The organism is Rhizorhabdus sp., from assembly GCF_018006725.1.
Taxonomy (GTDB): domain Bacteria; phylum Pseudomonadota; class Alphaproteobacteria; order Sphingomonadales; family Sphingomonadaceae; genus Rhizorhabdus.
This window is the reverse complement of sequence record NZ_JAGMXV010000132.1, coordinates 1-13461: the sequence shown is the minus strand read 5'-3', so window position 1 is coordinate 13461 and position 13461 is coordinate 1. Positions and strand designations below refer to the sequence as shown.

14 protein-coding genes are annotated in these 13461 nt (G+C 66.5%); all 14 read left to right on the top strand.

The features are described from left to right. Positions 1-780 (top strand): hypothetical protein (locus KAY22_RS17035; protein WP_296624529.1); only part of this gene is annotated, 780 nt, incomplete at its 5' end. 84 nt (positions 781-864) lie between these two features. Then, a complete protein-coding gene (locus KAY22_RS17030; protein WP_296624528.1) occupies positions 865-1311 on the top strand; it encodes a hypothetical protein in 447 nt (148 codons plus the stop codon). Further along, a complete protein-coding gene (locus tag KAY22_RS17025; RefSeq protein ID WP_296624527.1) occupies positions 1284-2072 on the top strand; it encodes a hypothetical protein in 789 nt (262 codons plus the stop codon). Before KAY22_RS17030 ends, KAY22_RS17025 begins: the two co-directional genes overlap by 28 nt. Before the next feature lie 120 nt (positions 2073-2192). Continuing rightward, positions 2193-3260: a phage major capsid protein gene (locus KAY22_RS17020; RefSeq protein WP_296624526.1), complete on the top strand. Its 1068-nt coding sequence runs from the start codon at positions 2193-2195 to the stop codon at positions 3258-3260. A 32-nt stretch (positions 3261-3292) separates the two neighbouring features. Next, entirely contained in the window at positions 3293-3568 is a 276-nt protein-coding gene (locus tag KAY22_RS17015; protein ID WP_296624525.1) for a hypothetical protein, read from the top strand. 67 nt (positions 3569-3635) lie between these two features. Beyond that, the gene (locus KAY22_RS17010) at positions 3636-4010 is read left to right on the top strand and encodes a hypothetical protein (RefSeq protein WP_296624524.1); all 375 of its coding nucleotides are present in this window, start codon (positions 3636-3638) and stop codon (positions 4008-4010) included. A gap of 54 nt (positions 4011-4064) precedes the next feature. Further along, positions 4065-4805: a hypothetical protein gene (locus KAY22_RS17005; RefSeq protein WP_296624523.1), complete on the top strand. Its 741-nt coding sequence runs from the start codon at positions 4065-4067 to the stop codon at positions 4803-4805. A gap of 1 nt (position 4806) precedes the next feature. After that, entirely contained in the window at positions 4807-5592 is a 786-nt protein-coding gene (locus tag KAY22_RS17000) for a hypothetical protein (RefSeq protein WP_296624522.1), read from the top strand. After that, on the top strand, positions 5592-8660 hold the full coding sequence (locus KAY22_RS16995; RefSeq protein ID WP_296624521.1) for a hypothetical protein: 3069 nt from the start codon (positions 5592-5594) through the stop codon (positions 8658-8660). Before KAY22_RS17000 ends, KAY22_RS16995 begins: the two co-directional genes overlap by 1 nt. Before the next feature lie 4 nt (positions 8661-8664). Then, positions 8665-9153 carry a hypothetical protein gene (locus tag KAY22_RS16990; RefSeq protein WP_296624520.1) on the top strand — a complete coding sequence of 163 codons (489 nt, stop codon included), beginning with the start codon at positions 8665-8667 and terminating at the stop codon, positions 9151-9153. Further along, a complete protein-coding gene (locus tag KAY22_RS16985; RefSeq protein ID WP_296624519.1) occupies positions 9150-9746 on the top strand; it encodes a hypothetical protein in 597 nt (198 codons plus the stop codon). Before KAY22_RS16990 ends, KAY22_RS16985 begins: the two co-directional genes overlap by 4 nt. 28 nt (positions 9747-9774) lie before the next feature. Next, positions 9775-10419 carry a hypothetical protein gene (locus KAY22_RS16980; RefSeq protein WP_296624518.1) on the top strand — a complete coding sequence of 215 codons (645 nt, stop codon included), beginning with the start codon at positions 9775-9777 and terminating at the stop codon, positions 10417-10419. Positions 10420-10428: 9 nt separating this feature from the next. Further along, positions 10429-11772: a hypothetical protein gene (locus tag KAY22_RS16975; RefSeq protein WP_296624517.1), complete on the top strand. Its 1344-nt coding sequence runs from the start codon at positions 10429-10431 to the stop codon at positions 11770-11772. Between the two features lie 171 nt (positions 11773-11943). Beyond that, positions 11944-13461: hypothetical protein (locus KAY22_RS16970; protein WP_296624516.1), on the top strand; the 1518-nt coding region annotated here is incomplete at its 3' end.

Genomic DNA, 13461 nt, shown 5'->3' with positions numbered 1-13461 from the left:
AATGACCCGATTCCCTCAACCGTGAGCGAGCGCACCCGCGAGCGCATCACGTCCCTGGTGGATCTGGTCAAGACGAAGGACGAGCAGATCGCGCAGCGCGATCAGCTGGTCGAGACTATCCAGGGCACCGGGGTTTCGCCCGAGAATTTCACCTCGACCCTTCAATTCCTCCGGCTGTTCAACAGCCCGAGCTTGGAGGACAAGCGCTCCGCGTACCGCTTCATGGAAGGCGAGTTGCGGGCTCTCGCGAAGGCGATCGGCGAGATCCCGCCGGGCGCCGATCCGCTGGAAGCGCACCCCGATCTGCGTGATGCCGTGGCAACGAGCGCCATCACGCCGGAAATGGCTGCGGAACTGGCCGCCGCGCGCTCACGCGAGGCCGCGACGCGCGCGAACCTCGAAACGCGCCAGGCCCAGACGGCTCAGGAACGGGAGGCGGCTATCGCCCATCAGCAGGGCGTAGCGGAACTGAACGCCCTGGGGGCCACGCTCCAGGCGAGCGATCCGCAGTACGCCGCGAAGTATGCAATTCTCGTGCCCGCGCTCAAACCAGTGTTCGCCCAGCTGCCGTCGTCGCAGTGGAAGGCGGCGTTTGCCGAGGCGTACCGAAACCTTCAGGTTCCGGCTGCCGCGGCCCCGCCGGCGGCCGCGCTCGCGGTGCCGGCGAAGCCCACCCCCCAGCCCTTGCGGGCGAACAAACAGCCCTCGGGCGACGGCCAGAAGCAGCCCAGATCGATGCTGGAGGCGATCAACAGCGGGCTTGCGGCTGCGGGCTCCTGATGGCGTGCGCGGCCTGTCGACGGCGGCGTGAAAAGCTCAAGAAGCTCGCTCGCGCCGCCGTCGATCTCCTAAAGGGGAAGCCGAATGACCGTGATCGCCATCAAGAACGGGATCATCGCCGCGGACAGCCAGCTGACCGTCGATGATAGCCTGAAGCTGAGCTGCGAAAAGCTGTTCCGTGTGCGCGATGGGGTGATCGGTTTCGTGGGCGCGACCGCCCCCGGAAACGAGCTGCTCCACCATTTGCGCAAGGCGCACTGCACGGATCCGCTCCCCCTGAAATCGGAAGGCTACGCGCGTGAAGATTTCGGCGCCTTGCTCCTGACCCGGCATGGCGTCTATCTGTACGATAACAGCCTATCGCCCGATCGAGTCACGGGCGCGTTTTTCGCCCTCGGAACCGGGGCGCCGTTCGCGCTCGCGGCGATGCACTGCGGCCGTACCGCAATCGAGTCGGTGAGGCTCGCGATCAAGCTCAATCCGTACTGCGGAGGCCCTGTTCGATGGATGCGGCTCGATCGAAAGGCGTAATCGCGGATCTGTTCGATCGCTGGAACGGCAAGCCAATCCTTGTGCTTGGCGGGGGTCCGTCGGTAAGCAAGGATCTGCCCGCGCTCGCGCTGACGCCCGCGTGCGTCATCAGTGCGAACGACCACGGGAAGCACCAGACGCGCTTCCCCGTTGACATCTTCGTGAACTGCGACAAGATCCACTGCATGTTGAAGGTGCCGATGGAGTCGATCCTGCGGCCACTGGGCGGGTTGATCGTGAATCGACATAGCTGGGCCGACTACCGCCTGGCTGAGTGGCAGTTCTCAGGCAACTCCGGGCTCACCGCGATCGCGGTGGCCGCCGCTCTTGGCGGGGATCCGGTGCTGGTGACAGGGATCGATATGTGGAAGGAAGGGCGCATATATTTTCACGACACTGACCCGGCGGTAGTGCCGCGCCGCCGACGTTTCGTGAAGCCTGCCGTCACGCGTCGCGATCGCGATGTCCTCCGACCGCTCAAAGCTTTTGTCGCCGGCGCGAATGTCAGGCCGCTCTCGGGGCCACTGACCGAGGCGTTCCCGAAATTCGATCCCGGCGAGGTGCTCCCCGCTCCGCGCCCGGTGGACTACCGCCGCCGGATGCAGCGCGCCGCATGGGAGACGCATACGCTTCCGTCAGGCTACCGCTTCGGAAATCAGGACGTGCTGCGAGCGGCGACGGCGTTCAAGATGACCGCGCACGAGATCGCTCGGTTTGGGGCGAAGCGCCCGCAGTTGCAACGCCCGGCGAAGGTGCGGTAGGCTATGGGGGTTCGCCTTGAAGCTGTAGGCCGGAGTCGCGTCCGGTAGCGCGTCAACTGAGAGCTACGCGCACTCTCAAAGGGCGGTGTAACAGCCTAACCACTTTGCGAGGATACAGTCATGCCTTTCAATACCGAACAGCTCGCCTACGCGGGCAAGATCGGGCTCGATTACTTCCTGAAGAACGACCCGATCGACCAGATCAACACCGCGCGCCCCCTCATCAAGAAGCTGATGGAGGGCAAGAAGGACTGGACGGGCGGTCTCCAGTACGTTCAGGAGCAGCTCCGCTACCAGAACGACTCGAACTTCCAGGGCTACTTCGGCGACGGGCAGGTTTCCTACAACCGCCGGCGCTCGATCGACGCTGCGAAGTACACTTGGGGCAGCTTCCACGACGGCTTCGGTCTCAACGAGGACGAAATGACCCAGCAGGGTGTCGTCCTGACGGATGACCGCGGTGCGACCCCGACGGACAACGAGAAGGTTCAGCTGACCAATCTGCTCAGCGAGAATATGTCCATCCTGAAGGAAGGCTTTCAGGAGGGCATGGACAAGATGCTGCACCGCGACGGCACGCAGGACTCGGATGAGATTCCGGGACTTGACGCGCTGATCTCGCTCGCGCCCTCGGCGGGCACGGTCGGCGGTCTCGCGGCTTCGAACGCGTGGTGGCAGAACTACGCGAACACGGCGGTCAACTCCACGTCGGCGGAAATGCTCGACGACCTGGAAACCGCGTGGCGCGCGTGCATCCGGTACGGCGGCCAGGCCCCGGACTTCCTGCTGGCAGGTGCGGACTTCATCGACGCATACCGCAACGCTGCGGTCGGCTCGGGTGGGGCCATCACGCGCCAGATCACGGTCCCGGCAAAGAGCGCGTCCACGGCTGATGCGAGCGTGGGCAGCGGCATCTCGACGGGCCTGTACTTCAAGGGCATCGAGCTGATCTGGGATCCGGTGTTTGAGACGCTGGATACCGAGGACAGCCCGACCGTCACTTGGAGTTCGCGGTGCTACTTCCTCAACACGCGTTACCTGACGCTGCGCCCGATCTCGGGGCACTGGATGGTCTCGCGCAAGCCCCCGCGCGTGTACGATCGCTACGTCCACTACTGGGCGCTCACTGCGAAGTGCGCGCTCACGACGGGCAAGCGCAACGCGCACGCGGTCCTGGCTCTGGCGTAATCCAGACCTCAACCCCGACAGGAGAATCTGACATGAAGGCCAAGTACATCACGGGGAACACGGTGCTGGATCTGGGCACCGACGTTCCTTTCGTCGCCAACAACACCGTGGTTGCCATCAACCCGAACACGTCGACCGCTCGGACGGTGCAGTTCGGGGCCTCGGCTGCCGGCCCGTTTTCGACGGGCGTGCAGCCGGACGGCTCCGCGGCGATCGTGCCGGCGGGCGGTGCCATTGAAGTCGTGCTGAGGGAGCGGTACGCCGCGATCGAAGCCGGCGCGGGCACCGTCATCCTGCTGGCGAACTGAGAAGATGCCGGGCGGGGCGGATGGCCGCCTCGCCCGGCTTGTTGACCCACCCATCGGAGAAACGAAAATGGCTCTCAAGTACATCAACGCCGAAGTCCGCATGTCCGAGCTGTTCACGACCAACGTGTGCGTGCCGGCTTGGGAACTGCCACTGCTGCGCGCCCTCCACGGCGACGCGGTGAAGGTGATCGACGACAGCGTGACCGTGAAGCGTGATCCGCCGGAAGCCCCGGATGAGTTCCGCCGCCTGGTCACGCGCTACCGCGATTCCAAGACCGAGGACGGCGGCCGCGGGATCCCCGTGGTGGCGAGCGTCTACGGACAGTTCGGCGTCGGCACGGAAGCGCTGCGCCGCGCCATCGCCGAGGCGACGATCGAGGATGCGACCTCCGGCCTGCTCGGCACGCCGCGTCGTCGCCAGGGTTCATCCGTGGGTGGGTGATACATTCCCCGCGGCCCGGCGAACCCGTGTCGCGGGGTCTTTTGAGGGTGAGCCATGAGCGAAGTCGATTTCAACTGCGACTGCGAAGATGTCTCGGGCTACCAGACGCTCTCGGAGTTGCGCACGCGCATGATGCGGCGGCTGGGCTACTCGGCCCAGGCCGCCAACCCCCCGCCGGGCATGGCGGATCTGCTCGACGACTTCCTCCAGAGCGCGCAGCGGATCCTCTACCTCAAGAACCCTGACATGCGCACGGAGCGCTACTTCCGCTGGACGATGACGCCTGGCATTCGCTACTACGGGTATGCGACGCCTGACAGTTCTGGCGACTTCACCGACATCTCCTGCGACAAGTTCCTGCAAGGGACCGGGGTGCAGTGGGTCGGGGTCGAGGATCTCAATGGGCAGTGGTACGAGTTGTCGAAGGGCATCGACCCCGCCTGGTACACGACGGACACGCAGGAAGGGCGGCCGAGCGCCTACGAACTGCGCTCGTGCATCGAGATTTACCCCGCGCCTGCGGGCGCCTATAACCTTTGGATCCGCGGGCGCTTTGGGATCGAGCCTTTCACCGAGGACACCGATCGGACGACGATCGACTCCGAACTCGTGTTCCTGCTGGCGCTTGGCAATGCCAAGCTCCACTACAAGCAGGAGGATGCGAACGCCGTGTTGACGCAGGCGGGCACGTATCTGGTCGAACTGAAGGCCGCGCAGCACGGGACGCGGCGCTACATTCCGGGCACCGCCAAGCTCGCGCCGGCCGTGCGGCCGACCATGACGAGCTTCATCTGACATGGCGACGCGCAATGAAGTCCTGACGGCGGTTAAGGGCGGGATCAATCGACAGCGCCTCAAGGGCGCCGCTCCGCGCGACGCGCTCTACGATCTGCTGAACGGCTACGTGACGAGCGCCAAGACGATCAGGGTGCGCCCCGGCACGCTGCGCGTAGCGACGCTGCCCGAGGACACCGGCGGCGACCCGCTGACGCGCGGGCTGGTCTCACTCGGCGGGAGCTTGCACGTATTCGCGGTCGACATGATGGACGTGCCCGACGGCTACGTGCTGCATGTCCTGTCGCATCCCGACGGCCTCGATTCCAACGGCGATCCAGTCCCGCTGTCAAGGATTCACTTTGCCGCGCCACTAATGGGCTACCTCTACGTGGTCGCGGAATTCGAGGGCGGCGACATCTATCACTTCTGGCTCCAGGAAGGCGACGCGTGGGAAGCCTCCACCGCCTACGAGCTGGGGGAAATTGTGACGCCCGCCAATTCGACCGGGCTCTCGTACCAGGCTACGCGCACGGGCTCTGCGAATCCGAGCTGGGTCGCTGGAGCGCGCCGCGAGGTGGGCGATGTCGTGGAGCCCACGACGTTCAACAACTTCAAGTACACCGTGGTCGACGTGCAGGGCGACAATCCGCGCTCGGGCGACACGGAGCCGACGTGGCCGACATCGGATGGGCAGCAGGTTAACGAGGATGCGGAAGTCGATGGACTTGGGCTGCCGGTAACGACGCCCGATCCGCCCGAGCAGCCGACGCCTGAAGTGCAGCGCCGTTATAACTGGACACGCTGATGAGCACCCCTCTCTGGCAAGCCGGGACAAGCTACGCCCCCGGCGCTATTGTGCAGCCGGCATCGACGCCCGCGCCGCAGCCGAGCGCGCTCGACAACGGAAACTTCGAGAGCGGCATTACTGGTTGGACGCTCGATACGGGCTTCGCAATCGGGCAGTACGGCGCGGGCACGATCCACGACGGCTCGTGGTCGCTCCAGTTCAACCAGACCGCCCAGCAACGCGCCATCAACGATGCCGTTGTCGAAGTGGTGCCCGGCCAGTCGATCACAGCGAGCTGCCAGGTCCAGCAGGGCGCGTCGTCCGCGGGGGCCGCGGGCGCCCGTGTGGAAATCGGCTGGTACGATGCGAGCGACGATCTCATCAGCTTTTCGCAAGGCAATCTCATCGACAGCGGTAGCGGGGGTGCGTGGCATCGCTCGACGCTGACGGCGACAGCGCCGGCCGACGCCGCATACGCGCGCTTCGCGGTCACGGCTTTTCGAAGCACGGGCACGGCTCGGCTCTGGGTCGATTCCTGCACTTGGGACGCGCTGATTCTGAACCTGCCCGACGGGCTGGTATTCAAAGCGGTGCAGACGAATGCCGGCTATTCAGGTAGCTCCGAGCCTGTCTGGCCGCTCGTTTATGGCGGCACCGTTGTCGACAATGAAGTAACCTGGGAAGCGGTTTACGCGACCCGTGTTGTCTGGGAAGCCGAACCGCTGCTGGTCTCCGGCGTTTCCGAGCCCGACTGGCCGCTCACGGCTGACGCCACGGTGGCGGATGGCTCGATCACTTGGGTCGCGATGCACAACCGCATCACGGACGAAAAGTGTCCGCAGACGGCCATCGTCGCCATCGCAGCGGGCAAGGTGTTCTGCGCCGATGGTGACATCATCGGATACAGCGCGACCGTCAATCCGCTCGACTGGAGCAGTGTTGACGATGCGGGCTTCCTGCCGTTCGGGCTTCAGACCTACGGCTCGACGCCGTGCACGGCTCTGGGGCTCTACCGAAGCAATCTGGTCGCCTTCAATGCTGAGGGCTACCAAATGTGGCAGGTCGATGAGGATCCCGCCAACATGGCGCTGCTCGACGCCTCGCCGATCGACTGCCGCTACGCGCGCACCGTGCAGCCGGTATCGAATGATTTGGTGTTTTGTTCGGCGGGCGGCGTGCGCAACATCGGGACGGCTGGCGCGACGGGCAACATCCAGGCCGGGCAGTTCGGCAAGGCGATTGACCCGCTCGTACTGGAAAAGATCCGGGCGGGCACCTACGACCCCTTCGCGCTGTTCTGGCCGAGCGCGGGGCAGTATTGGATCATCTTCGGGGATGAGGCTTTCGTCCTCACGATGAACGGCGGCCCGAGCGATGCTAGCTGGAGCCGGTACGAGTTCCCCGACGAGATTACCGGCTGGACGCTGCACGAGGACGATCTGTATCTGCTCGCGGGCTCGAAAGTCTGGAAGATGGACGACGAGCAGACGGCCGATGACGTGCTGGAGTGCAGCGCGACGGCGGTCACGGAGACCGCGACGACGGACATCCCGAGCGGCGCGGACACTCTAAACCAGTATTCCAACTCCGTACTGTATCCATGGAATGCGGACGAGGACGACCCGCGCGCCTCGCTCAATATCCACACCTACAGCATCCAGAACATTGGCAACCCGTCTAGCTGGGCGGCGCATTCGACGCACCCTCTTAGTGACCCCGGAGCGTTCAGCATCGCCGGCACGTTCTCGACGTTGGAGGACGCGCTTGCGACTGCGAATTCCGAGATGGAGCGGGACTTCGCCTACCTGATGGGGTACAACGCGAAAACCGAAGGATCGCTGAGGCTGGGAGAACTGAGCAAGGTAGCGCCCTATGGCGACCCGGCGGTTGATGTCGAACCGCGCTCGATCTTCCTGGTGTATTCGCCGGTGCCGGCGCAGGTTTACGCAGCGTATCAGGCTGCCATCGATGCCGGAGTCTCAGGCGGCTCCTACCTGAACTCCCTCGGCATCAAAGTGCCGGGCTACAGCATATACACGGATCGGTACTTCAACAGCTATTCGACTTACGGCACCTATGGCGGAGTCTGGATTTACGGCGGAAGCGGCGCCTCACCGACGCACCCCTATCAGACCGCCGTATCGCGTGGGGATGGGACCTACAACTGGGGCGCCGCGTCGTGCTTGATTCAGGTCGATCGCGATCCGGGACCGCCGAACGCTTCTGCGACGCTCGTCGCGGGCTCGTTCAAGGTGCTCCAAGAGTACCTCGCGGATGTCGGGGACGGCACGAGCCAGAAGCCGCTGAACCCGTGCTTGGAAGTTGGCGACGTGAACGACGTTCAAGTGTACTGGGAGGCGGCGTATGCTGATGCCGTGGCCGCGGGCACCATGGATACGGGGCTTGTCTACGGTGTCGACTATCCAGTGGCGCAGGCGTGGGCCTACGACATCAGCACGCCGCGACTTGGCGGCGATGAGATCGGCATCAGCTTCACCGACGCGACGCTGACCAGTATCGCCGCGGGCGGGATCTGGATCGCCACGTCGCCGACGCCGACGCCGGGGTATCTGGTGGTGGGTATGGACGGGCAGAGCGCGGCCCCCTCGCAGGACGCATGGACGACGCTCTCGCTGCCGGATTACAGTGCCGAGGAATTTCTGGCCGAGAACGCGGATCACTACTGGACCGAAGGCACCTGGGCGTACTGGCTGTTCGATGATCCGGGCTTCGGCTTCGCGGAGTCGGACACCGTGAGCGCGATCTTGCAGCGTAACTGCGGGGAGGACGGGCAGCCCTTCAGCGGGTATGCCGCGTGGCACTACGTTGACTTCGGCCGCATGGGCGTCGACAAGCAGCTCGAAGGGTTGGATCTCGTAGTCGACGGCACAGTGAGCATCTCGGTCGGCTATGATCAAAAGCGCAACAACCTCGCCACAACGGGTTACGAGATCGACGGCGATACGCTGCCGGGTGACATCATTCCGCTCCCGCTCACCGCACCGAGCTTCCAGCTCCGGCTCACCTTCGCCGAGGGTCAGGCGTGGGAGTGGCAGGCAGCCTCGCTCTGGCTGACGCAGGGGTGAGCCCGTGACGCTCCAGCTCAGCGAACTCACGTCTGCCGACATCTGGAAGCTCGCGCATCGGCTTTCGCTCCGAGAGAAACTGGCGTTTGAGCGCCTGGCGGGGGCAGCCTACGATCCGGCGGCGCTTGCCGTTCGGCTCATCCAGAACCCCGGCATCAGCTTCGCCGGTCGCGACGACATGGGGGAGGTGCAGGCAGCCGGGGGCTTTCAAAGCCTTCGCCCCGGCGTCTGGCGAACGTGGTTCATGGCGACCGAGGATGCTTGGCGGCACCACGGCGCTGCGGTGACAGAGATCACGGCAGGGGTCATCGCCCGGATGCTGGCTGAGGATTTGGCTCATCGGATCGAAACAGTTACACTTGCCGACGCGAAAGTAGCCCGACGCTGGTACGAGCGGATCGGGCTTAGCTATGAATCCACCCTCCGCGGATACGTGAACGTAGACACCGACGCGGTGATGTACGCGGCGGTCAAGACGCAGGAGAGGGCGTGATGTGCTTTGGTGGAACCGACGACGCAACAAAGGCCGCGCAGGAAGCGGAAGCCGCCCGCCAGCAGCAGATTAGCGGCAATGTGACCGCGATCAACAAGGCGTTCGGGAATCGCACCCCGCAGTACGAGGAACTCGGTGCTGCCCTCCGGGAGCGCTATCTGGACGATCTCGGCCGCCAGCAGGGCGAGGCGGCTCGGCAGACGAAGTTCAGCTTGGCGCGAAGCGGGCTCACCGGCGGCAGCGCGGCGATCGACGCCGGGCGCACGCTGAACCGGGAAGCGGCAGAAGGAACGCTGCTGGCCGAGCGCCGTGCGCGCGCTGGTGTCGCAGAGCTTCAGGGCGCTGACGAAGCTTCCCGTCTCCAAATGATCTCGCTCGCGCAATCCGGTTCGGACATCGGCAACGCTGCGACGCAGACCGCGAATATGCTGCGCGCCAATCTGGGCAGCGCGAAGTCCGGTGGACTGGCCGAAGGGCTTGGTGACGTGTTCGGCGCCACGGCGGCGACCTACAAGGCGCGGCAGGACGCGGAGGCGCGGCGCCGCGGGCTGTCCGAAGCCACGACCTACGCAAATCCGTTTACGCGAGGATGAGATCATGTGTACCGGCGTAGAAACTGCAATGCTTCTTGCCTCCGCGGCGGGCACCGGCGCCAGCGTGGCGTCACAGCAGTCGGCGATGCGGAAGCAGGATCGCACGGCGGCGCAAGGCATCATCAATCAGGCCGCGATTCAGCGCCAGGCCGGGGAGCGCGTCAACCAGCAGATTCAAGAGCTGGGCGCCTCGAACCCCGACGCCGAGCGCGCGTCCGCGACGCAGGACTTCGTAGCGTCCTTGCAGCGTGCGCAGCTGACGCAGGGTGGGGAGGGACTGGAAACCCCCGGCGGCGCGGTGAGCGATCGGTTCTCGGCGGGCGCTGAGGACGCCCGCACGGCTGCCGGGGCTGAGAATGTCCGGTTGGCGGGGCAGCTCGCCCGGATCGACGCGCCGACCTACCAGCGCGTGAAGGAAGGCCAGCGGATGGCCGCGGCGGGAAGCGACCTGGGGCTTCTGTCGGGCACTTCCGCGGCGCAGGATTACCTGATGAAGCTGAAGCTCGCGGGGATCGCGCCGAACCCGTGGGTTGACGCCGCCGGGCAAGGCTTGTCTGCGTGGGGGCAGGCGTATGCCGGCCGCGCGCAGCCTGGTAAATCGGGGAGCCTGCCGAGCGGCGGGCATTCAGGCACGATTCGGCAGCCCGCGCAGCTGCCGAGCTGGCTCGGGTAAGGGGGCATCATGGCAGGCGGCTGGGCAGCACTGGGCGACGCACTCGGGGGGAATTCCGAGCAGTCCTATCAGGAAGGGCTCCATCTCGGGGCGCAGACGCAGAACGCGCTCGCCCAGGCTCGCGCGCGGGTGGACGAGGCGCAGGCCCGTGCGGGCCTCGGGAAGAAGCTCGAAGCGATGGGGTTTCAGCCGGCGCAGGCCGATGCGGCGGCGACGACGATGGCCGCTGGTGGAAACCTCGGAGACGCTTTCGAGGCTTCCTTGAAGGCCCAGGAGCACGATTTCCGTGCCCGCGCAGGCAGCCGGCCTGCCGACGTAGCGCCAGGCTCGATCGAGGATCGGCAGTACGCGCTGATGGGCGTGACGAACGGGCCGATCGACGTGTTTCGCGCCGTCGGCTCGCGCGGCTACCAGAACGTGCTGGACCCGGAAGCCGGCGTTGTGCCGCTCCCCGCCGGCGCCCATGACGACAGCGGGGCTGCCGCCGGTATCCAGACGATGCGCGCCTTCGGCGTGCTCGACGCGAATGATCGGGTGCTTCCCGGCAAGGAAGCGCTGGCATATGACATCATGCGCCAGTCGCAGCGCGTGGTGGACATGGGCGGCGTGCCGGGCGTCGCCACCACGAATCCGTATGGCACGCCGAGCGGCGCTCCTGGCGGCCTTGGGGCTGCGCTGGCGCCGCCCTCGCCCCGTGTTGCGCCGTCGGCCGGGCTCCCCTCGCCGTCATCTCCTGCGGCCGCTGCGCCGGCTCCTGCCGCCCCGGCAGGTATTCGACCGCTCACGACCGCGGGGGCGGTGGCGAACAACGCCGCGACGATCGAGGGCGCGAAAGTGGGCGCTCGCGATCGCGCGGAGCAGGCCGGTCAGCTCCCGAGTTTGATGCAGGCGTCGCAGGACTTCGATCGGGCGGTCAGCGATATGCTGGCGGCTCCCGGCTTCGACACGATCTACGGCCGCTTCGCGGGCTCGAAGGCTGGCGCCATGGTGACGCCGCTCGTCAGCAACGAGGCGGCCGATGCGATGGCCCGAATCAATCAGCTCAAGGGCCAGGCGTTCCTTCAGGGTATCCAGAAGATGCGCGGGCTCGGGCAGCTCTCGAACCAGGAGGGCCTCAAGGTGGGCGACGCCTACACTCGGGCGACACAGCTTCAGCAGTCGTCGCAGGCGGGGCGCCAGGCGTGGGAGGAAGTTCTGCAAAGCAACGCGCGGATGCGCATGGCCCTCCAGATCCAGACGGCAGGGCACATCTTTCGCAGTGAGGCGGAAGCGGAGCAGGCTGGCCTCGCGCCGGGAACGCCGATCGCGATCGCGCAGCCGGATGGCACGTTTTCCATGGGCGTCTGGGAGTAAGCGATGGGCTTTCGTCCAATGGATGCCGCGCCCACCGCTCCGGGCGCACCGGAAACGCCGCCCGCTGGGCCGGCGCCGGCCGCCCCGCGGGGGCGGTTCCGGCCCATGGATGCGCCGGCAGTCCCGGCGGCACCGCAGGCCCCGTATCAGCCGACGCTTCGCGAGACGCTGATGGCGCCGCTTGAGACGGCGGCGGCCGTGGTGACGGGCGCCGGCGCCCCGGTGGCGGGGGCCATCGAAAGCCTTGTGACCGGCCAGGACTACGACAAGGCCCGCGAGAGCTGGACTTACACCCCGCAGAACCCGCGGGCGCAGGCCAATCTCCAAGCGCTCGGGCAGGTGCCGGGCGTGAAGCAGATTGGCGAACTGCTGCACGCCGGCGGCCAGAAGGTTTCGGATCTCACGGGCGGCGCGGTTTCCCCGACGGCGGGAACGGATGCGCTCGGCCTGGCGCTGCCGGCTGTCGGCAAGCTCGGGGCGCCGCTCGCTAAAGGCGCGGCACGAGTCACGGGGGGCGCCGATCGGGCCGCAGGCGCCGCGGCGGTAGCCGGCAATGCCCAGGTCCAGATGGCGCGCAAGCTGGGGCTCAAGTTGCGGCCCGAGGACGTGCAGGCGCGGATTCCGGGGCAGCGCACGCCGGGGCGCACGGCCAGCCGGCTCGTTTCGCCGACCGACATCAAGACCGATTTCACGCTGCACAATCAGGGCGTCATCACGCGCGAAGCGGGCACCGAACTGGGGCTCTCCAATGCCACGGAGCTGACGGAGGCGGTCTACAACAAGCTGAAGGCCCCCGAGCACGCCATCTACGAGCAGGCGGAGCGAGTGGCGACGCGCGTGCCGATCAGCACCGAGTTGCAGGGCGCGCTTCAAGAGGGCATCAAGCTCGCGAAGTTCAAGACGGGCGATCGCGTGGGGGTCACGCGCACGCTGAGCGCGCTGCGCCGCAATGGTAACAAGCACGCTCAGGCCGCCGACGTGGCGACGCAAGAAGCGGGCTACGCCGAACTGGCCGCGGCCGAGCGCTTGGAGGCGGCTTTCGGCGCGCAGCTCGAAGCGGTCGGCGAAACCGAGATGCTCGGGCAGTTCCAGGCCGCACGGCAGCGCCTTGCCAAGATCCACAACGTCGAGGGGGCCACGCGAGCGGGCCATGTCGACGTGGCCGACCTCTACAAGATGAAGGAACGCGGAGCGCCGCTGACCGGCCGGCTCAAGATGCTGGCCGAGATCGGCGAGGCGTTCCCGAACATCACGCGCCACTCGCTCAAGACCGCCGCCGGCTCGCCGGTGGGCGGGGAGTTGACGAAGCACGGGATCATCCGCAGCGGCGTTAACGCCGTGGCGCGCAACGTGCCGGGGCTACGCAGCCGGCTGAATCCGTATTCCGAAGGGTTCCAGAACCGCATCGGCCCCGTGGCGAACGATGTGGAGCGCAGCTACTTCGGCAGCTACGGCCAGCCGCTCGCGCCGCTGGATCGCCTCGGGGCGCCCAGCAAGTCGCTGGATGTCATCGAGCCTGATGCCGCGTTGTCGCGGGCGCTGGGCGTGGAAGGCCGCGGGCCGTTGCCGCGCGGCCCGGAGCCTTCGCTGAGCGCCGAAACGCCGCCGGTGGGTGGCTACCCGCGGCTCCCGGAAGCCCCCAGTCGCATGACGGCAGAGACGCCGCCAGCGGTAGCCGGGGATGTCAAC